Annotated in this window: 20 protein-coding genes; 11 read left to right on the top strand and 9 right to left on the bottom strand. The window is 64.6% G+C overall.

Annotated features, from left to right (window positions below; translation table 11 throughout):
* Positions 1-69 precede the first annotated feature (69 nt).
* From fliJ to QDT69_RS36115, 3 genes are all read left to right on the top strand, one after another.
* Complete coding sequence (gene fliJ, locus QDT69_RS36125) at positions 70-489, top strand: flagellar export protein FliJ (RefSeq protein WP_021081901.1); 420 nt, start codon at positions 70-72, stop codon at positions 487-489.
* Positions 490-693: 204 nt separating this feature from the next.
* The gene (locus tag QDT69_RS36120; RefSeq protein WP_050425319.1) at positions 694-1,239 is read left to right on the top strand and encodes a sigma-70 family RNA polymerase sigma factor; all 546 of its coding nucleotides are present in this window, start codon (positions 694-696) and stop codon (positions 1,237-1,239) included.
* A gap of 3 nt (positions 1,240-1,242) precedes the next feature.
* Complete coding sequence (locus tag QDT69_RS36115; RefSeq protein ID WP_279711230.1) at positions 1,243-2,226, top strand: anti-sigma factor; 984 nt, start codon at positions 1,243-1,245, stop codon at positions 2,224-2,226.
* Between the two features lie 293 nt (positions 2,227-2,519).
* Here the strand turns inward: QDT69_RS36115 and QDT69_RS36110 are convergent, their stop codons facing one another.
* The 4 genes from QDT69_RS36110 to QDT69_RS36095 all read right to left on the bottom strand — a co-directional run bounded on the left by QDT69_RS36110 (position 2,520) and on the right by QDT69_RS36095 (position 6,176).
* A complete protein-coding gene (locus QDT69_RS36110) occupies positions 2,520-2,720 on the bottom strand; it encodes a hypothetical protein (protein WP_279711229.1) in 201 nt (66 codons plus the stop codon).
* 420 nt (positions 2,721-3,140) lie between these two features.
* Positions 3,141-5,267: a flagellar biosynthesis protein FlhA gene (flhA, locus tag QDT69_RS36105; RefSeq protein WP_279711228.1), complete on the bottom strand. Its 2,127-nt coding sequence runs from the start codon at positions 5,265-5,267 to the stop codon at positions 3,141-3,143.
* 298 nt (positions 5,268-5,565) lie between these two features.
* A complete protein-coding gene (locus tag QDT69_RS36100; protein ID WP_279711227.1) occupies positions 5,566-5,862 on the bottom strand; it encodes a hypothetical protein in 297 nt (98 codons plus the stop codon).
* A 104-nt stretch (positions 5,863-5,966) separates the two neighbouring features.
* Positions 5,967-6,176: a hypothetical protein gene (locus tag QDT69_RS36095; RefSeq protein WP_279711226.1), complete on the bottom strand. Its 210-nt coding sequence runs from the start codon at positions 6,174-6,176 to the stop codon at positions 5,967-5,969.
* 271 nt (positions 6,177-6,447) lie between these two features.
* Here QDT69_RS36095 and QDT69_RS36090 point away from each other — a divergent pair, with 271 nt between their 5' ends.
* A complete protein-coding gene (locus tag QDT69_RS36090) occupies positions 6,448-6,891 on the top strand; it encodes a hypothetical protein (protein ID WP_279711225.1) in 444 nt (147 codons plus the stop codon).
* A 108-nt stretch (positions 6,892-6,999) separates the two neighbouring features.
* Complete coding sequence (locus QDT69_RS36085) at positions 7,000-8,235, top strand: MFS transporter (protein WP_279711224.1); 1,236 nt, start codon at positions 7,000-7,002, stop codon at positions 8,233-8,235.
* A gap of 100 nt (positions 8,236-8,335) precedes the next feature.
* On the opposite strand, the gene QDT69_RS36080 is transcribed toward QDT69_RS36085, so the two are convergent.
* Positions 8,336-8,827 (bottom strand): MarR family transcriptional regulator, encoded by a 492-nt coding sequence (locus tag QDT69_RS36080; protein ID WP_279711223.1) that lies wholly within the window; start codon positions 8,825-8,827, stop codon positions 8,336-8,338.
* Between the two features lie 314 nt (positions 8,828-9,141).
* Between QDT69_RS36080 and QDT69_RS36075 the strand changes: the two genes are divergently transcribed.
* The 3 genes from QDT69_RS36075 (at position 9,142) to QDT69_RS36065 (ending at position 12,667) form a co-directional block, all read left to right on the top strand.
* The gene (locus QDT69_RS36075) at positions 9,142-10,701 is read left to right on the top strand and encodes a porin (RefSeq protein ID WP_279711222.1); all 1,560 of its coding nucleotides are present in this window, start codon (positions 9,142-9,144) and stop codon (positions 10,699-10,701) included.
* Between the two features lie 258 nt (positions 10,702-10,959).
* Entirely contained in the window at positions 10,960-11,199 is a 240-nt protein-coding gene (locus QDT69_RS36070) for a hypothetical protein (RefSeq protein WP_279711221.1), read from the top strand.
* 415 nt (positions 11,200-11,614) lie between these two features.
* Positions 11,615-12,667, top strand: coding sequence for a dienelactone hydrolase (locus QDT69_RS36065; RefSeq protein ID WP_279711220.1), 1,053 nt, complete (start codon positions 11,615-11,617; stop codon positions 12,665-12,667).
* A gap of 29 nt (positions 12,668-12,696) precedes the next feature.
* On the opposite strand, the gene QDT69_RS36060 is transcribed toward QDT69_RS36065, so the two are convergent.
* The 3 genes from QDT69_RS36060 to QDT69_RS36050 all read right to left on the bottom strand — a co-directional run bounded on the left by QDT69_RS36060 (position 12,697) and on the right by QDT69_RS36050 (position 15,526).
* Positions 12,697-13,101 carry a DUF4864 domain-containing protein gene (locus QDT69_RS36060; protein ID WP_279711219.1) on the bottom strand — a complete coding sequence of 135 codons (405 nt, stop codon included), beginning with the start codon at positions 13,099-13,101 and terminating at the stop codon, positions 12,697-12,699.
* A gap of 270 nt (positions 13,102-13,371) precedes the next feature.
* Positions 13,372-14,910 carry a lysozyme inhibitor LprI family protein gene (locus QDT69_RS36055; protein WP_279711218.1) on the bottom strand — a complete coding sequence of 513 codons (1,539 nt, stop codon included), beginning with the start codon at positions 14,908-14,910 and terminating at the stop codon, positions 13,372-13,374.
* A 67-nt stretch (positions 14,911-14,977) separates the two neighbouring features.
* The gene (locus QDT69_RS36050; protein WP_018273259.1) at positions 14,978-15,526 is read right to left on the bottom strand and encodes a cupin domain-containing protein; all 549 of its coding nucleotides are present in this window, start codon (positions 15,524-15,526) and stop codon (positions 14,978-14,980) included.
* A 148-nt stretch (positions 15,527-15,674) separates the two neighbouring features.
* Between QDT69_RS36050 and QDT69_RS36045 the strand changes: the two genes are divergently transcribed.
* From QDT69_RS36045 to QDT69_RS36035, 3 genes are all read left to right on the top strand, one after another.
* Positions 15,675-17,003, top strand: coding sequence for an aspartate aminotransferase family protein (locus QDT69_RS36045; RefSeq protein ID WP_279711215.1), 1,329 nt, complete (start codon positions 15,675-15,677; stop codon positions 17,001-17,003).
* 106 nt (positions 17,004-17,109) lie between these two features.
* Complete coding sequence (locus QDT69_RS36040) at positions 17,110-18,375, top strand: D-amino acid dehydrogenase (RefSeq protein ID WP_279711214.1); 1,266 nt, start codon at positions 17,110-17,112, stop codon at positions 18,373-18,375.
* Positions 18,376-18,472: 97 nt separating this feature from the next.
* The gene (locus QDT69_RS36035; protein WP_279711213.1) at positions 18,473-19,156 is read left to right on the top strand and encodes an FCD domain-containing protein; all 684 of its coding nucleotides are present in this window, start codon (positions 18,473-18,475) and stop codon (positions 19,154-19,156) included.
* A gap of 3 nt (positions 19,157-19,159) precedes the next feature.
* On the opposite strand, the gene QDT69_RS36030 is transcribed toward QDT69_RS36035, so the two are convergent.
* On the bottom strand, positions 19,160-20,455 hold the full coding sequence (locus QDT69_RS36030) for an MFS transporter (protein ID WP_279711212.1): 1,296 nt from the start codon (positions 20,453-20,455) through the stop codon (positions 19,160-19,162).
* Positions 20,456-20,469 lie beyond the last annotated feature (14 nt).

The following is a 20,469-nucleotide window of genomic DNA, read 5'->3' as shown; positions in this document are numbered from 1 at the left end:
CGGCGGGGCCCAGCGGGGAGCCGGCTCTGTCCCGCGTTCGGATTTGGGACTTCTGGGGAGTATGAGTCGATGAAGTCACGTGAAACGCTGATCCGCCTGAAGAAATTTCAGGTCGATGAAAAGCGCCGTCGGGTTACCCAGATCGAAGGCATGATCGCCGACTTCCAGCGCATGTCCGTCGAACTCGAGCGCGAGATCCAGACCGAGCAGGAGCGCGCCGGGATCAATGATCCCTCGCACTTCGCCTATCCCACCTATGCCAAGGCCGCGATCCAGCGCCGCGAGAACCTGACCCGCTCGGCCGACGAGTTGCGCGCCCAGCTCGACGACGCCAAGGCGCTGCTGTCGGAAGCCTTCGAGGAGCTGAAGAAGGTCGAGCTGCTCGACGAGCGCGACCAGGCGCGCGAACGCGCGGAGGAGAGCGCTCGCGAGCAAGCCGACATGGATTCGATCGGCCTGATGCGGGCCCGTCTCGGCGTCATCGCCTGAACCTTAGCTCCCTCCGCTGACCATCTTGCGAGCCCGGGCCGATCGCCCGGGCTTTTCTGTTGGGCGCTGTCCACAAGCCGGCCTCTTGTCGCGACCACTTGGCGGATCGTGATGTGCCAAAATATGCTACCACCGGTCCGGACCGGATGATCGGCAGCGCGGTGGCAATGAGGCGATGGGGGATGCAGGCTTGGAGGGCGCTGAATGCTGACGCCGGCTGAGCTCGTCTGGCTGATCGCCGCCGTCGCCAAGGGGGATGAGGCCGCCTTCGAGCGGCTGTACGCCGCGACCCGCGCGAAACTCTTTGGCGTGGTGCTCCGTATCTTGCGGCGACAGGACCTCGCCGAGGAGGTCATTCAGGAGGCTTACGTCAAGATCTGGAACAGCGCCGGGCAATTCAACCCAGCCCTGTCCTCCCCGATCACGTGGATGACGTCGATCGCGCGCAACCGCGCCATCGACGTGGTGCGCAAGCGAGGCGAGTCCTCGCTGGAAGAGGAGCCGGCCGCGATGGAAGTCGCCGCCGACCAGCCCGATCCGCTGGCGCGACGGGAGATGACGGAAGAGTTGAAGCGGCTGCTGGAGTGCGTCGGTCGCCTGGAGCCCGATCGTCAGAAGCTCGTGCTGCTCGCCTATTACAACGGCTGGAGCCGCGAGCAGCTCGCCGCAAAGTTCGAGACACCGGTGAACACGGTGAAGACCTGGCTGCGCCGCAGCCTGATGGATATCCGGGAGTGTCTTGGACTCTGATTGATGGCCTATAGCGAAGACCATATCGCGCTCGCCGCGGAATATGCGCTCGGTACACTCGATGCCGACGAGCGCACGCAGGTCGAGACCATGATGGCCGTCGACACCGAGTTCGCCGCGCTCGTGCAGGCCTGGGAGTTCAGGCTCGGGCCGCTGAACCAGATGGTCGGCCTGGTCGAGCCGCGCCCGGTGGTCTGGGAGAACATCAAGGCGGCGATCGGCCATGCCACCGCGCCGCAGGCGCCGCTGGTGCTGCCCGAGACGCCGGCCGCCACGGTGACGCCGCCGCCACCGACGCCGATCGGAGACGATGTCGAGTTCGGCTCGGCGTTCGATCCGGAGCCTTCGCAGCCGCCAGGGGTCCAGCAGCCGGCCGAGGCCCGGCGGGCATCGGTCCGGGCGCGTTTTGGCATCGACGACAGCCAGGTGATCGCGCTGACGAGCCGCATGAAGCGCTGGCGCGGCATCGCGTCGGCCGCGACCGCGATCGCGGCCGCGCTGCTGGTGACGCTCGGCCTGCAGATCTACCGGCCCGATGCCTTGCCGAACGCGATCCGGCCGAAGCCGCGTATCCAGACCGTGGAAGTGAAGACGCCCGCGCCGGCCTTCACGCCGTCGGCGCAATATGTCGCGCTGTTGCAGGGCCAGAATGGCGGGCCGGCCTTCATCATGACCATCGACGGCGCGACCAAGAACTTTACCGTGCGCAAGGTCGGCGCCGCCTCGGAACCCGGCAAGAGCTTCGAGCTCTGGCTGATCTCCGACAAGCTGCCGCAGCCGCGTTCGCTCGGCGTGATCGGCGCCGATGATTTCACCGCGCGCCCGGTACTGTCGGGCTACGATCCCGACGTGATCAACGGCGCCACCTACGCGGTGACCGTCGAACAGGCCGGCGGTTCGCCGAACGGTCAGCCGACCTCGGCGCCGATCTTCACCGGCAAGCTGATCGAGACCGTGCCGCCTGCGTCAGGTTCGACGCCGCGATAGGCCAGGCGTCTCGTCGTCGGAGACTGTCGGAAGCGGTAACCCCGTCATTGCGAGGAGCGGAGCGACGAAGCAATCCATGCTTCCGCGCATGCGGAGACATGGATTGCTTCGCTTCGCTCGCAATGACGTGGACGGGACGCGAGTGCTTTTAGCCACCCGCACAAAAAAGAAAACGCCCGTGGGGAGCGGGCGTTTTCGATAGTCAACTTGGGGGTAGTTGGGGGTCTTAAATATCCACGTAGCGACTTTGGGGGGCTGTAAAGAACACCACGTGAATTCGTGAAACTCTCCTGTTAGCGGACCATTGAGGTACCCGAGCTTGTGATGGCGACCGGCTTGCCGGCCTTCATCACACGCGCAGTCTGCGTGTAACCCTCGTCCGACGAATTGTGCGCCGAGATGCCGAAACCAGCGACCAGGATACCGGCGACCAACGCCACGACCACAATCTTCAGGTGCGTCATACGATCAGCGCTGTAGATCGAGTGGTTCATGGAAGTCTCCTGCCGCCTTCCTGCTCTCTGTCAATCTGTCGGTTCGGTCTGCTGCCCGGTTCAACGTCTCGTGCCTCGCTAACGTAGGATTTGCCGATTCCGTTCCCCAGAGGTCATCACAAGGGCGTGATAAGACGTGATCGGGCGCGATCAAAGATGACCCTTTGGTAATCTGGAGTCGCATTAAACCAGTGTAATATCAGTATCTTGAACGGACGCTGGAATGCTGCATCCCAGATAGGTCCGTTTCGGTCTGTTCCACATAAATCAGTTGCCTGTGGCGAGAAAACACAGGCGAAAACGCGAGTGATTTGCGGCCGCTAGGGCGTTTTCAAACGAAGTGGACGCCCGGTTCGCGTGACGACGACGCGTCAGATAACAACCCAGGGCTTCGGTTCCGCCTCGGCCAGAATCGAAGCTTTAGACGCTGCCGACCGTCTTCAGCCGGGCCCGCGGATGGATCTCGGCCTGCGACAAAACGGTGGTCTGCGAACGGAACCGTTCCACCAGTGAGCGAACGAACGGCCGGATCGCGGCCGACGTCACCAGCACCGGCGCCTCGCCTTCGCGCGCCGCCTGCTCGAAGGCGTTGCGCACGGCGGTCATGAATTCCGAAAGCTTCGAGGGCTGCATTGCGAGGCTGCGGTCGTCGCCGGTTCCGACGATCGACTCGGCGAATGCCTGCTCCCAGCGCGCCGACAGCGCGATCAGCGGCAGGTAGCCGTTCGGCGAGGTGTTCTGGGCGCAGATTTGGCGCGCCAGCCGGGCGCGGACGTGCTCGACCATGGTCGCCGGGTTGCGCGAGAACGCCAGCGCGTCGGCGATGCCCTCGAGGATGGTCGAGAGATCGCGGATCGAGATGCGCTCGGCGAGCAGCAATTGCAGCACGCGCTGGATGCCCGACACCGTGACCTGGCTCGGCACGATGTCCTTGATCAATTCGCCCTGCTCCTTCGGCAGGTCCTTCAACAGCTTCTGCACCTCGCCGTAGGACAACAGGTCCGACATGTTGGTCTTGAGCAGCTCGGTCAGGTGCGTCGACAGCACCGTGGCGGCGTCGACCACGGTGTAGCCCTTCAGCGCCGCCTCTTCCTTCAGCCCGGCATCGACCCAGGTCGCCGGCAGGCCGAAGGTCGGCTCGATGGTGTGGATGCCCGGCAATTGCACCTGGTTGCCGGCGGGATCCATGACCATGAACTGGGCCGGCCAGATCTTGCCGCTGCCGGCGTCGACCTCCTTGATCTTGATGGCGTAGCTGTTGGCCTCGAGCTGGACGTTGTCGAGGATGCGCACCGCCGGCATCACGAAACCCATCTCGATCGCGAGCGAGCGGCGCAGCGCCTTGATCTGCTCGGTGAGGCGGTCGGTGCCGTCAGGACCGTTGACCAGCGGCAGCAGGGCGTAGCCGAGCTCGATCTTGAGGTCGTCGATCTTCAGCGCGGCGGCGATCGGCTCTTCCGCGGCGGCAGCGGCTGCGGCCGCAGCGGGGGCCGCAGCCGCTGCAGTTTCGGCCGCCTTCGCCGCGCGCTTCTGCTTGCGCGCGTTCCAGGCCAGCATCGCCGCGCCGGAGCCCAGCGCCAGGAACGGCAGGGTCGGAATGCCCGGCAGCAGCCCCAGCACCAGCATGACGCCGGCCGACATGCCGAGCGCCTGCGGATAGCCGGAGAGCTGGCGCATCAGCGCCTTGTCGGCGGCGCCGCTGATGCCGGCCTTGGAGACGAGCAGGCCGGCTGCGGTCGAGACGATCAGCGCCGGCACCTGGGTGACGAGGCCGTCGCCGACCGTCAGCACGGTGTAGGTGCGGGCGGCTTCGCTGAAGGACAGGCCCTGCTGGGCGACGCCGATGATGATGCCGCCGACGATGTTGATGCCGACGATCAGGAGGCCGGCGATGGCGTCGCCCCGGACGAATTTCGAGGCACCGTCCATCGCGCCGAAGAAGCCGCTTTCGTCCTCCAGCGCCTTGCGGCGCTCCTTGGCGGCCTTCTCGTCGATCAGGCCGGCGGAGAGGTCGGCGTCGATCGCCATCTGCTTGCCGGGCATCGAGTCCAACTGGAAGCGTGCCGCGACTTCGGCGATCCGGCCCGAACCCTTGGTGATGACCACGAAGTTCACGATCACCAGGATCGCGAACACGATGATGCCGATCACGAAGTTGCCGCCCATCACGAAGTTGCCGAAGGCCTCGATGACGTGGCCCGCGGCCGCCGTGCCCTCGTGGCCGTGGCTCAGGATCAGCCGGGTCGAGGCCATGTTCAGCGACAGCCGCAGCATGGTTGAGATCAGGAGGATGGTCGGAAACGACGAGAATTCCAGCGGCGCCTGGATGAACAGCGAGGTCATCAGGATCAGGATCGAGACCGTGATCGAGACCGCCAGGAAGAGGTCGAGCACGATCGAGGGCAGCGGCAGGATCAGCACCACCAGGATGGTGAGGACGCCGACCGCCAGCGCGATGTCGCCGCGCTTGAGGATGTCGCCGATCTCGCCGAGGCTCGGTAGTCCGCTCTTGCCTGCCGTCCCCTGACCCGCCGTGACGTCGACCATGGTAGCCGCTCTCCCTCGCGACTGGCGGCCGCGGCCGCCAAGCGTCTGCGCGACGGCCGCGGGGCCGCCGTTCCGAAAGTGAGGCACCGCGCTGGCGTTCACGGGGATCTCCGCCCGTTAGACGCGTTCGACGACACTCGACTTCACTCGGCAATTCTTGCCGGGTGTATGGTTAGCAAAGGGTTAATAAGTGCCCCTAAGGGGCTGCGCGGGACGTCGCAGGGGCCGGGGAATGCGATTCCGGGCCGGGAAGGGCGGTTTGGACCGTCCGGCTGTTCCGAGGGGGCGCTTGCGGCCGCTATCTGAGCGCGCCGAGCACGACGCCCGATGCGGCGATGATGCCGAGCGTGATGACGCTGGCCCGCCACAGCAATTGCTGCCGAGCGGTACGCTGGTCATGAAAGGCCAGCCAGTCGCGGACAAAGCCCGCGGGGATGTCGAACACCACGGCGGGCTCGTCGTGATGGTGCGTCTCATGCTCGCTATACATGGTCCGGACGGTCGCCGCGCCCAGCCGCTCGAGCTCGCAATGCCACTCCCAGGCATGCTTGCCGTTGGTCCAGCGATTTTCGAAAGGGATCACGTGTGATTCCATGACGAGCCTCCTGGCCCACCCTTGAACCTCACGTGGCAATTCTAGCCCAATATCAGAGCCGGTGCGAGGCCGGTGTCGGCTGCACCGGACCGATCAGCGCGGCGCTAGTTGGCTGACTGCATCCATCTGCGCCAATGCGTCGGCTGGATGTCGAGGTGCCTGCTGCCGGCATGGTCGACCCACTCAGTGCCATCCCGGTGGCACGGGAACATCAGCGCATGGACCATGCCGTCATAGTCGAGGACACAGACCTCGAGCTCGCGGTCCGACGGCGCCGTTGCAACGGGTAACCACTCTGCTGACGACGAATGCATGATGAGCCTCCGACAGTGTGCGCTTCGATCCTCATAACCTGCGAACTGCGCGCCATCCGGCGGGATGATAGGTCCGGATGGCGAGCCGCCTGTGTGAACCGGCTCGCATTGTATCAGTTTTTTCCTCGTCAGCATGGATCACGGTTCGGCCGACGATATTCCCGGCCGACCGGTCCGGCCGCGATCGCTGCGGTCCGCACCGCCATTGAACTTTCGCGGCCTCGTCTTCGACGAAAGCGCCAGCAAGGCAATTCAGCCGCCGGAGGCATCCATGGTGAACCGCGCTGGTCGAACCGTCACGGCAGCATTCGCCGCGGCAATCGCGCTGCTGTCGGCGCCGGCCTCGGCCGCGACGCTGCCGGACGATCGGACCTGGCTGATCCGCATGATCGTCTGCAACGGCAACGGCGTCCTGATGGAGGTCTATTTGCCGCAATCCGTCGCGTTCGCGCCGCATGGCGGCATGGCGGCGGGCATGACGGCGGAGGGCTACTACACGCTCGATCTGACCGAGCTCAACAAGGGCAAGGGCCTCGAGCCGGTGCACGTCACGATGAGCGCGGACAAGAAGTTCGTGACGGTGGATCAGTATACGCGAGGCCTGCCGCCGACCCGAATCCCGGTCGGCGGCGGCACCGTCGATTTCGATCACCGGTTCGGGCTCGATGCGAAGTGCGGCCCGTTCCAGGCGCAGGATCCGAACTACGGCAAATGAGCTGCTCACGCGCCGGTGAAGTTCGGCGCGTCCCCTTGTTGCTGCATGCCTAATCTCTCGGCAATGCGGCTTGACCCGGAGGCAATTGCCGACGAAGTTCCGCGTGCCGTGGTAATTTCTTCTGAATATTCCCCTGAAGCTGCAACGTTCGTTCCCGACTCGAGCCGGGCATGGCTGCGCCTTGTCGTCGCCGTGGTGATCGGCTCGCTCGGCAGCGTCGGCATGTGGTCGGTCGTGGTGGCGTTGCCGATGGTGCAGACCGACTTCGGCGCGACCCGCGGAACGGCCTCGCTCGCCTTCACGATGGTGATGCTCGGCTTCGGCCTCGGCCAGGTCGTGACGGGCAAGATCAGCGACCGCTACGGTATCGTCGCGGCCATCGGCGCCGGGATCGGCATTCTCGGCCTCGGCTATATCGGCGCCGGCTACGCGCCGTCGATCTTGGCCTTCATCCTGCTCCATTTCGCGATCGGCCTGTCGTCGGCCGCGACCTTCGGTCCCCTGATGGCTGAGGCCTCGCACTGGTTCGAGCGCTACCGCGGGCTTGCGGTCGCGATCGCCGCCAGCGGCAATTATGTCGGCGGCACGGTGTGGCCGCCGCTGGTCAATTTCGGCATGCAGAGCGTCGGCTGGCGCACCACCCACGTCGCGATCGGCATCTTCACCGCGATCGCGATGGCGCTGGCGCTCGTGGTGCTGCGGCTGTTGATGGGGGCGGCGACCCGGCGCAGCCATGTCAACGCGGCGCCGCCGCTCGTCGACCTCAGGCTCTCCACCAACGCGCTGACCGCGATCCTGTCGCTGGCGTCGATCTCCTGCTGCGTGGCGATGTCGATGCCACAGGTTCACATCGTCGCCTATTGCGGCGATCTCGGCTACGGCGTGGCGCGCGGCGCCGAGATGCTGTCGCTGATGCTCGGCTTCGGCATCATCAGCCGGATCGGTTCGGGATTCCTCGCCGACAGGATCGGCGGCATCCGCACGCTGCTGATCGGCTCGATCGCGCAGGGCTCGGCGCTGCTGTTCTATCTGTTCTTCGACAGCCTGACCTCGCTCTATGTCATCTCGGCGATGTTCGGCCTGTTCCAGGGCGGCATCGTGCCGAGCTACGCCATCATCGTGCGCGAGGCGATGCCGGCGTCCGAGGCTGCGACCCGGATCGGCATCGTGATCTTCGCCTCGGTGTTCGGCATGTCCTTTGGCGGCTGGATCTCGGGCGTGATCTTCGACGCCACCGGTTCCTACGCGGCCGCCTTCGCCAATGGCCTGGCCTGGAACCTGCTCAATGTCAGCATCATCCTGCTGCTCTTGCTGCGGTCGCGGCAGCGGCTGGCGATGGCTTGATCCGGAAAAGTGCGAAGCGGTTTTCCGGAGAGATCATGCTCAGACGAGATCACGCTCAGATGAGAGCTTGATTCGGACTGCGGCTGATATCAGCGATCTCCTAAAGATCGACCGAGATCCTCGCGATCGCCTTGTCCAGGCGGCTCTTGATAGAATCCATCTTGCCGGTCAGTTGCAGCAGCTCCCGCAGATCGATGTCGGCATAGACGAACTCGTTCAACTCCCGGCGTTGCGCGGATAGGTTCGCCATCTGCTTCTTGGCGTGCTCGGTCAGCGACAGGTTTACGACCCGGGCATCCTCGGTCGAGCTCTTGCGGCGCACGAGGTTCTTCTTTTCGAGCAGCTTCGACTGCGTCACCACGAACGACTGATCGACGCGCAGTGCCCTCGAAACCGCGCCGACCGGTAGGCCGACGCTGCGGTCCTCGGCATTCGCCAGCACCGTCATGATCATCCATTGCGGCCCGGTGATTCCGATCATCTTGGCCCAGATGCTGCGCAACTCGTCGAGGCGGATGCTGGTCGACACGATCTCCCAAGCCAATCGCTCAGCCGCGTCCTGCAGTTTGTCGGTCGATTTACGCTCGGTCATGACCTACCTTAACAAAAATTCATCTTCATAGATATCGAGCAATTTTTGAAGCAGGCGGCGGACGAAAATGTTCGTGCGGGCGTTGCCTGAATGACACAAGGGTGCGCAAACATAGAATGACTAACTAATATAAGTTGAATATGTGACCTCTCAATTGCATTGTTCCGCATCGTAGATGGGGGGCATCCACCATCTCACGCCTGCAGTGGCCGAGTTGACCACGAGCATCTTGAAAATGGCTGCGCCGCAGCGGTTTTCGGGATGGGAACGTTTGTCGCTTTGCCAGCAGAGCAAGGCATCAATTGGAGGATAGCATGAAGATAGTTAAGGGCCTTTTGTTGGGCTCGGCGGCAGCTCTCGCCGCGAGCAGCGGAGCCATGGCGGCCGACCTTCCGGTCAAGGCCAAGGCGGTCGAGTACGTGAAGGTCTGCTCGCTCTATGGTCCGGGCTTCTACTTTATTCCGGGCACCGACACCTGCATCAAGCTGGGCGGCTATTTGCGCGTCGACGTTCTGGCGAACACCAATTCGGATCACACCGGCAACTACGCCGGCGCCGGCGGCGCGAATAACCGCTTCACCAACGGCTACACCTGGCGCTCGCGTGAAGACCTCAACGTCGACACCCGCACCGCGACCGAATATGGCGTGGTTCGCACCTTCTTCGATGCGACCTTCAGCTGGACCTCGGACAGCTATGGCGCGGGCGCCGCGGCAGGCTCGACGGTCTACTCGCCGATCGGAACGTCTGCTGCTCCGAACAACGCCAGCGCGGGCGGTGTCGCCGCCGGCACGGTCGGCGTCTATTACGCCTTCATTCAGTTCGCCGGCTTCACAATGGGTAAGGCGGTCTCGCAGTTCGCTACGCCGTGGGCCAACTACCCTGGCAACAATTTCGACGGTCTCGTCGGCGGCGGCGGCACGATCACCGGTGTGAACCAGTTCACCTACACCGCGCAGTTCGGCAACGGCGTGTCGCTGGCCTTGTCGGCCCAGGATCAGTCGGCCTACTATCAGGCCGGCGTGCAGAATCTCGGCGTGCTCGGTACCGGCGCTCTCGGTCCCTACGGCGCGAGCGACTATGCCGGCACGATTGCTCCGGATCTCGTCGCGTCTCTCCGTGTCGACCAGGCCTGGGGCCTGTTCCAGGCGTCGTTCGCGGCGCATGACAATCACGCGGCCTACTACGGCGGCACTGAACTCACCGGTCATCCCGACGACAAGTGGGGCTGGGCGGGTCAGTTGGCCCTGTCGATCAAGAACATCCCGACCGGACCTGGCGATACCATCAACGTCCAGGGCGTCTATACCAACGGCGCAACGCGCTACAACATCCAGGATCTCTCGGGTGCCGGTGCGTTCACCTCCTTCGGCAACACCAGCGTTCCCGGCGCCTATCAGAGCATCGGCTTCGGCATCGCGCCGGACAGCGTGTTCGTCTCCGGCGGTCAGCAGCAGCTGATCACGACGTACGGCGTGCGCGGCGCATACGTCCACAACTGGAATCCCTATTGGAACACCAGCGTCTATGGTGCATGGGCCCAGGTTAACTACAACGGCACCGCCAAGAGCTACATCTGCGGCCCGGGCGGCACTGGCGTCGGTGGATCGTTCGGCGTGCTGATCGGCGCCACCTCGAACCTGACCTCGTGCAACCCCGACTACAGCATTGCTCAGATCGGTACCCAGACCCAGTGGACCCCGGTGAAGAACCTGACCTTCTCGGCTGACTTCACCTACACCCATCTGGATCAGAACTACGCCGGCACGATCAGCTACCCGGGTAACGCTGCGATCGGCAAGCCGGCCGCTGTCTACTCGCTCAGCAACCAGGATACCTACATGTTGCTGCTCCGCGCGCAGCGCAACTGGTAAAGCCCGGTTGATCCGGACTTGATCGCGACCCAAAGCCTCGACGGGAAACTGTCGAGGCTTTGATTTTGGAAGAAGAGCGCATTGTATGATTTACTAACATTAGTCTATCATGTAGAAACCAAGTGTCGGTTGCTCTGCCGACCATGACGAGGAGATATCAGACTTCTTCATGAACTAGCCTCCGAAACCTCCGGCAATGCCCTGCCGGAGGTTTTTCATTTGAGGGAGGTAGGATCGTGCGCTGTTCGAATAGGGTCGATGCAGGCAAACGTCAGCGACGTCTGGCTGGATGGCATGAGCGATGCGGAGTTCTCGATCTCTCTCGATCTCGTCGCGCGCTGCATCAGGTCTGGCGATCGGGTGATGCAGGACTACCTGGTTAAGGACGGACGACAGTGCACCCGTTTTAGCGGTGCGTGGATATGCCTGCGCGTTTCGAGCGGTCAGCTTTGTCACGACCGGGTGAGTGGCGGCGTGCCGGTTCTCGCGATCCCGTGAGCAGGCGTACGCCGGCGGCAAGTTCGCAAACGGAACAATTTACCGAGCGTTTGCTCGGCAACGATTGCTGCAGCAACGTTCGGCCCTCAGGCATAAGCGCAACGCATTCCTGCGCCGCCATATCAACATTTGCCGCCGCCGAATTACTTCAATTATATGAAGCGACATTGGAATATTTTCTTGGGAGAGCCGGGTGATTGGCGTTTGCGATTGTGGCGCCAACGTCACGCGGCTATCGAGGCGGCGGCTCATCGATAACAACAAGTGGACTCGTACCGATCACGCATACCGGCAGCGGAGCCGGGTGCGAACGAGTTGACGAAATATGCATGACCACTGTGGGGCGCGCGGAGCCTCGTCAAGCAGCGTCGAGTTCGACGACAAAGGCTGGCCTGCCTGGCCGGATCGAGAGGACTTGTCGGCGGAGTTCGTCAAGCTTCTGGCCGCCGCACAGGAAGGCGGTTCGACGGTTTCCGAATGCTGGTTGACCTTGAGCAAGATCAACCTCGCCTCGGAGAGCTCGTGGTCCGAACAGTGGATCAGGACCGCGGAGCTGAACGAGGCGCGCGCCGAGCTTTCGTTGCTGAACAACAACCTGGTCACCGCTCGTCGCAATTGGCTTCGGGCCACGACCTACTTTCATGCGGCCGCAAGGCCTCCCGGATACGCCAACGATTTGCTGACACGTGCCGTCGACGGCATGCGGCGATGCGCGACCAGCTTTTTGAAGACCCGGGTTCCGGCCGGTCAGGTGCTCTCGATTCCGTGGACCGAAGACCTGTCGCTTCAGGCCTACTATTTGCCGTCGGCGTTTCGCGAAGATGGGCCCGTCATCGTGTGCATCGGCGAGCCCGGTTCCTACAAGGAAGAGTTGATCACCAAATACGCCGGTCATGCGAACGAGCGCGGCTTCTCGCTGCTCGCCGTGGATCTGCTGGGCACGCAGATGGCCTTGTCACCGGAACGGCTCGAGGGCCACAGGTTCGAAGCCGCCATGAGCCGCGTGCTGGACTTCCTTTCGGAGAAGCCTGGTGTCGACAGCACGCGGATCGCCATCGTGGCCGACGCGTGCAATTCCTCCCTGGTCGCGCGCGCGGCGGCAAGCGATGCCCGGTTTGCCGCGGCGGTTTGCGATGCCGGAATGTGGGACTCGCATGAGAGAAGTTTCTTCTTTCGGCAAGCCGGCGACGACGAGCAGGCCGGATGGCTCGAGGAAGCCAATGCGATCTCGCGAAGCATCGAATGCCCGCTGCTCGTCACCGCGGGCGAAGCCGGCTGGCTTCTTCCGGGCGCCTTGACCGAATTCGGCGATCAATTGGGCAACACGCACCGCGACGCCAGGCTGATCCTGTTCCGGCGCGCCGAAACCGCGGCCATGCAAGGTCATATCGACAACCCGACATTGGTCAATGAAGTCGTCTTCGACTGGCTCGAAGACAGGCTGCGCTTGAGAAAAGGCTTGTCCTGAGGGGACAATGGCGCGGCCGATCGCGGCGATCACACCGACTGGCCGGCCTTCAGCAACGAGCAGCCGGTGATCTTCAAGGTGCCGTCGGCCTGCCGCTCCAGCGTATAGAGCGCCTCCCACGCCTCGCCATTGGCATCGACGATGTGAACGCGCTGCGCAATCCGGTCGCCGTCGCTCTGCGCCGCGCCGAACTCGAAGCTCTTGTGGCGATAGACCGGCGCGTATTGGCTCTGCACCATCGACATGAAGATCTCGGCCTGCGGAAAGATCTGCCGGATCGCGGGCGCCGCATAGGAATAGGCGCCAGCCGCGTCGTCGCGGCCGAACGCCTGCTCCTGGGCGCGGATCACGTCCTGCGCGGCGCCGGCGTCGTCGGCCGCGGCAGGCGAGACGAGGGCGAACAGAATGGCGGCAATGAGGGCGATCGCGCGCATTGGAATGCTCCCTTCGATGGCTGAGCATACGCAAAAGAACCGCCGCGGTTTCATGCCGATACGATTTTCGATCAAAATTGATCTGCCGCAAGGCTCCTTCCGGCCGGCGCACTAGCGTTCGTTCGTCAAGATTGGAGGAGCGCCATGAACTTGGATACCATTCTCGTCGTCGTCGCGGTGACCATGATGTTCGCAACGGTCGCATTCGTGATCGCCTATGGCGACCGGCAGACCCGCAACTTGTGATGGCGCAGCCCTCTGGCCGCACGGTTACCTGACCGAGCCCTTGAGATTGTCGATATCAGGCGAGGGACGGGCGGGAAACAGCCGCGCGGTCGAGGAGTTGTCGAGCCGGCGCCTGCATTTGGCTTCGTCGGCGCTGTCTTCAGCGCCGTCTTTCCCGGTGCGCTTCCTGGCGAAGGCATCGTCGAGCCGGTTGACGATCAGCATCGCATGGTCGCGCTCGAGCGTATCGGGATTCTTGCGCCGCTCGTCGGAGCGGAACGCGCCGCCTGCCATCTTGCCCGTCATCTCGTAGTCGCAGCCGGCCTTCCAGTCGCCCTGGTCCCATTTCCATCCCTTGGCCGTCACGGCGCCGCTGCCGTCGACGGTGACCTTGATGATTGCGTTGTAGGCGAGCCAGACGCCGGCAAGTCCGCTGCGCTTGTCGTCAAAGCCTTCGATCAGCGCCAGGCGTTCGCGCTGCAAGCCGTCGACGTGATCGCGTGCATCGACGGTGAAGTGGACCTGCGAGCTCTGCTTGTTCCAGGCCGGATGCAGGAATTCCGGGAATTGCTCGGTCTGGCTCTTCACCCAGTTGCGCTGGTCGTCGATCAGCGCGCGCCGCGTCGCCTCGTCGAGCCGCGGCTGCAGCGCCTTCCAGGCGCGGTTCAGCCGCTGGTCGTTGTCGGCGAGATCAGGATCGGCGCAGATTTCCTCGTCGGTGGCGGTCTCAGGTTTCGTGCAGTCGAAGGTCGGAGCGACGAAGGCGGTGTCCGCCTTGTCGGATGCCGCATCCTTGCCGGCCGCAAAATAGCTGCCGGTGACCTGCCACATCGATGAGCAGTCGTTGAGGCCGTCAAACTCCTCGTCATCGATGGTCCCGACGATCCGCAGGGTCTCGCCCTGGCGGCGGAGCTTTAACGACGGCGGCTTGGCGGGCGTGGCGGCTGCGTCGGTCGCCGCGTCGGTCTTCGGCTTGTCGGCCGGTGCGTCCGCAACGATCACCAGGGTGCCGGCGAGCCACGCCGTCCCCGAAGGCTTCAACTCAGCGGTCAGCTTGCAGGTTCGCCTGCGGTCGCCGCCATAGTCGCCGCGCAGATCGGCGGCGAGGCGATAGGCGCCGCCGTCGGCCGGCGTCAGCGTGATGCTGCCGAAGGCATTGACCCATTTTCCGGCGATGCCGGGCCGGCCGGATGCGATCCCCTCAAGCGCGGCCGCGCGGCGGCGCAACGCCTCAGTGAAACTCTGCTTCAGTTCGTCCTCGCCGGAATCGGCCAGCACTTCCGCCGCGTCGATGATCATCTCGTTGAACCAGGCCTGGTCGCGCTTCAGCAGCGGCCGGGCATTCGCCGGCATCTTCGCGAGCGCCGCGTCGAACGCCTTGTCGATCTGCGTCACCAGCTTGTCGGTGCCGGCCCTCCTGCAGTCGGCGGTCTTGATCCGGGCGTCCCCGCCGTCGCCGCACAGGCTGATCGCGGTCGGTGCGCTGCTCGATGCGAGCAGGAAATCGTCCATCGCAACCGACGGGGCGGACGCAAGGACTGAGATGGCCGCGACCGCGGCGGCAAGCCGAGGGGAGCAAGGCATGGACGTCACCCGCAACGCCGCGAGATGCGGCCCTTGCGGCTTGGGTCGCGCATCGCCCGCGCCGGGTTCAAAACGTCGGTGGCGTGCAGGCCGAAATCACCTCGCACGGCTTGGCGCCGATGCAGCGGAAGCGGTGTGGCCGGCGGCTTTCGAAGTAATAGGCGTCGCCGGCATTGAGCACCCGCCGCTCGTCGTCGACCGTGACCTCGAGCCGGCCCGAGACTACGATGCCGCCTTCTTCGCCCTCATGCACCAGCGGCACCCGGCCGGTGTCGCTGCCGGGCTCGTAGCGCTCTTTCAGGATCTGCAACGCACGTCCGAACAGGCTGTCGCCGATCTGCAGGTAGGAGATCGGCTTCTTGCCGATCTCGGTCAGCTCGTCGGCGCGGTAGAACGCCTTGCGCGGCCGCTCCGGCTCGATCGCGAAGAATTCCGCAAGCCCCATCGGGATGCCGTCGAGGATGCGCTTCAGCGCACCGACCGACGGGTTCATCTGGTTGGATTCGATCAGCGAGATCGTCGAATTGGTCACGCCGGAGCGCTTGGCGAGCTCGCGCTGCGACAGCTTGTGCCGCGCGCGGATGAATCGAAGCCGACCGCCGATGTCGACGCTCATGACAGGATCCCTGTTGCAGGTGTTGCGGATCGAACAAATATTCGCAGACCGCCTCAACAAGATCAATGGCTTGCGGTGCGACAGAAAAGGACTTGTTGAGTGCCGTGAAGAATGGTCCGACTAGGCCAACCAACAATGGAGCGCCGCCGTGACCGTTCATCAGATTCCGAACACCATCAAGACCGATTCGTTCTGGATGCCCTTCACGGCCAACCGGCAGTTCAAGAAAGCGCCGCGGCTGTTCTCCTCCGCCAAGGGCATGTACTACACCTCGGTCGACGGCCGGCAGGTGATCGACGGCTCCGCCGGTCTCTGGTGCGTCAACGCCGGCCACGGCCGCCCGCAGATCGCGGCCGCCGTCGAGCGCCAGCTGTCGACGCTGGACTTCGCGCCCTCGTTCAACATGGGTCACCCGCTGGCGTTCGATTTCGCCGAGCGTCTCGCCGAGATCGCCCCGAAGGGGCTGGACCGGATCTTCTTCACCAATTCGGGCTCTGAGTCGGTCGATACCGCGCTGAAGATCGCGCTGGCCTATCACCGCGCCGCCGGCCAGCCGACCCGCACCCGTCTGATCGGCCGCGAGCGCGGCTATCACGGCGTCGGCTTCGGCGGCATGTCGGTCGGCGGCATGGTCGCCAACCGCCGCCAGTTCGCGACCCATCTGCCGGGTGTCGACCACATCCGTCATACCCATGATCTCGCCCGCAACGCCTTCGCCAAGGACCAGCCGGAGCATGGCGCCGAACTCGCCGACGACGTCGAGCGGATGGTCGCGTTGCATGGCGCCGACACCATCGCCGCCGTGATCGTCGAGCCGGTGCCGGGCTCGACCGCGGTGCTGCCGGCGCCGAAGGGCTATCTGCAGCGCCTGCGCGAGCTCTGCACCAAGCACGGCATCCTCCTGATCTTCGACGAGGTCATCACCGGTTTCGGCCGCCTCGGCACCCCGTTCGCCGCCAACTTCTACGGCGTGACGCCGGACATGATGACGACCGCCAAGGGCATCACCAACGGCACCGTGCCCTGCGGCGCGGTGTTCGCCAGCCGCCAGGTCCATGACGGGCTGATGGTCGGCCCGGACAACGCGATGGAGCTGTTCCACGGCTACACCTATTCGGCGCATCCGGTGGCCTGCGCGGCGGGTCTTGCCACGCTCGACATCTACAAGGACGAGGCCCTGCTGACCCGCGGCGCTTCGATCGCCGACTACTGGCGCGATGGCCTGCACTCGCTCAAGGGCCTGCCGAACGTCGTCGACATCCGCAACCAGGGCCTGATGGGCGCGGTCGAGCTCGCGCCGCGTGACGGCGTCGTCGGCGTACGCGGCTACGACGTGATGGTCGATTGCTTCAATCGCGGCCTCTACTTCCGCATGAGCGGCGACTCGCTGGCGCTGTCGCCGCCCTTGATCGTCGAGAAGTCGCACATCGACGACATCGTCTCGATCCTCGGCGACTCGATCAAGCGGGTGGCCTGATAATTGCTAGCTAGATACTAGCTAGCTCTACAAATTGCTGTCGCCGTTGCGAAGCAGAGTGGTTTCGCAGCGGCGATTGCGTTTTCGCTGCAGGATGTGAGGAAAAGTGAAGGTCCTTGTTCTCGGCAGTGGCGTGATCGGCGTCACCTCGGCTTATTATCTTGCGCGCGCCGGCCATGAGGTGACGGTGATCGACCGTCAGCCGAAGCCCGCGCTGGAAACCTCCTTTGCCAATGCCGGCGAAGTGTCGCCGGGCTATTCGTCGCCCTGGGCCGGTCCCGGCGTGCCGGTGAAGGCGGTGAAGTGGCTCTTGATGAAGCACGGCCCGCTGGTGATCCGCCCGAAGCTCGATCCGGTGATGTGGCTGTGGCTCTTGAAGATGCTGCGCAACTGCACCACGTCGCGCTATGCGGTGAACAAGAGCCGGATGATCCCGATCGCGGAATACAGCCGCGACTGCCTGCAGGCGCTGCGCAGCGAGATTGGCATCAAATACGACGAGCGCGCGAAAGGCACGCTGCAACTGTTTCGCTATCAATCGCAGCTCGATGGCACCGGCGACGACATCGCGGTGCTCAAGCAATACGGCGTGCCGTTCGAGGTGCTCGACCGCGAGGGCTGCATCGCCGCCGAGCCGGCGCTGGCCGGCGTGAAAGAGAAATTCGCCGGCGGGCTGCGGCTGCCGCACGACGAGACCGGCGACTGCCACATGTTCACGCAGGCCCTGGCGCAGGAAGCCGAGAAGATCGGCGTGCGCTTCAACTTCAACGTCGGCATCGACGGGCTGAATGCGGACGCAACCCGGATCACCGGCGTTGCGACCAGCGCCGGCATGATGACCGCCGACGCCTATGTGCTGGCGCTCGGCAGCTACTCGCCGCATCTGGTGCGGCCGCTCGGCATCTCGCTGCCGGTCTATCCGGTGAAGGGCTATTCGATCACGGTGCCGATCAAGGACGCCAGCGGCGCGCCGGAATCGACCGTGATGGACGAGAGCTACAAGGTTGCGATCACCCGGCTCGGCGATCGCATCCGCGTCGGCGGCACGGCGGAAATCTCCGGCTATTCGACCAAGCTCTACGCTGCGCGCCGCGCGACGCTGGATCATTCGCTGACCGATCTGTTCCCGCGCGGCGGCGACCTTCCCAAGGCCACCTTCTGGTGCGGCCTGCGCCCGATGACGCCGGACGGCCCGCCGGTGATCGGCGCAACGCGCCTTGCCAATCTGCACCTCAACACCGGTCACGGCACGCTCGGCTGGACCATGGCCTGCGGCTCGGGCCGCGTGCTCGCCGACATGCTCTCCGGTAAGACGCCCGAGATCGACACCAAGGAGCTGTCGATCACCCGCTACGACCATCGCTTTGGATAGCACGTCGCGTCGCGGGTCGGTCGCGTGAATAGCGCTATTCGGCTTCTTGCGGGGGTAGTAAACTCCGCAAGAGTCCTTTCAGGATAGCGAGCCCGACGTGCCGAGAGCGGCGCCATCAGACCAAGAGACCGACGCCGAAGAAGCCAACGAGCTGCTCCATTTCATCGAGCAGAACGAACTTGGCGAGGGCGATCGTCTGCCGCCGGAGCGGGAGCTCGCCACCGAGCTCGGCATCAGCCGCCGCGCATTGCGCAAGATCCTGACCCAGATGGAGCTCGAGGGGCAGATCTGGCGCGGCCGCCGCAACGGCACGTTTCTCGGCCGCCGCACCGTCGGTCCCGTCAGCATCGAGCGCCTGATCGCGCGCGGCAGTCCGGCTGCCGTACTCGAGGCCCGCCTCGTCGTCGAACCCTCGATCGCAGCGATCGCAGCGGTCAACGCCAGCGAAGCAGACCTCGCGAATATCGAGACCTGCATGCGCCGCACCACCGAGGTGAAGGACGATGAGGCCTGGGTGCGCTGGGACGGCGCGTTCCACCTGGCGATCGCCGAGGCGACCCGCAATGACATCCTGGTCGGCCTGGTGACGGCGTTCAACGCGGCGCGATCGACCGGAGACTGGCAGGCCCTGCGGCTCGCCGCGATCACGCCCGAAAAGCGGCGCAGGTCGTTCGCCCATCACCGCGCGATCTGCGAGACGCTGCGACGGCGCTCGGCCGACGACGCGGCCCGCGCGATGCGCGATCATCTGCTGACGACGCGACGAAACCTGTTCGAGTAATCGTCAGCCGATTGCCTTGGCCCGTCGCCCGAGGTGATAGGATGCCCGCCAGTAGTGGATGGCGGCCCACGCCGACATCAGCGACATGATCCCGAGCGACCAGCGCAACGACTCGGCGCCGACGAACGGCACCAGGTGGTCGCTCAACAATCCGGTCAGGAAAGCGCCGCCGGCGATGCCGACGGCGTTGATGCAGAACATCGTCACCGCCGACGCGAAGCTGCGCGCATTCGGTTTCGCCAGCGACTGGATCGTCGCGTAGGTCGGGCCGGGATAGAACAGCTGCAAGAAGGCCGAGACCGCGCCGAACGCCAGGAACAGGACGTAGCTCGGCGTCAGCAGCGAGATGATCTTGGCGATGGTCGAGATCAGGAACGCCGCAGCGAGCAGGCGGAAGCCGTATCTGACGTCCTTGTTCGAGAGCCAACCGGCGATCAACCCGCCCGCCAGCGTGCCGACGATCGCGAGGATGCCGAGCAGCGTGCCGTAGGTCGCACCCGTGGCCGCGGCCGACAGGTGGAAGGTGCGCATGATGTAGGCCGGTCCCCACGCGCTCACCGAGCCGTTGGCGATGCCAAGGATCATGCCGCCGACGATGGTGTTGCGGATCGCCGGATCGCTGAGGAGTGCGACCAGGCTGCCCTCAGACATCTGCCGGCCCGACGTGCTGAGATCGCGCGCCGGTTCCCGAACGGTGGCGGCGACGATGAAGGACAGCGCCAGGCCGACACCGCCGACGATCATCAAGGTGGTGCGCCAGCCCAGCCGATCGGACAGCGCGCCGCCGACCGTCAGCGCGATGAAGCTGCCGATCGCAATCCCGCACGAGTAGATCGCGATCACCTTGGAGCGCTGGCCCGCCGGGAAGTAGTCCGCGAATATCGAATGCGCGGCGGGTGTCAGCGCCGACTCGCCGAGCGCGACGCCGGTGCGGCTGAACATGAATGCGAGGAACGAGTGGGTGGCGCCGCCGGCGGCGGTGAAGCCGCTCCAGATCGTCACCGCAACGGCGATGACGTATTTGCGCGCGATGCGGTCCGACAGCTTTGCGATCGGCATCGCGCCGGCGGCATACATCAGCGAGAAGGCGGGCCCCGCGATGATGCCGAGCTGTGTATCGGTCAGCGCGAGATCGCTCTTGATCGCCTGCACCAGGATGAACGGGATTTTGGAATCCACGAAGGCGAGCGTGTAGCAGGCGGTGAGGATGAACACGACGTACCACGCGTACCACGTGGCCTGACTGGCGGCTTGCTCGACCTGCGGAGATTCCCGCACATCCGGCACGGCTATCGTCACGGCATCCCCCTCTT

The sequence above is a fragment of the Bradyrhizobium sp. CER78 genome, assembly GCF_029846235.1.
Classification (GTDB): Bacteria; Pseudomonadota; Alphaproteobacteria; order Rhizobiales; family Xanthobacteraceae; genus Bradyrhizobium.
This window is presented reverse-complemented; position numbering and strand designations above follow the sequence as displayed.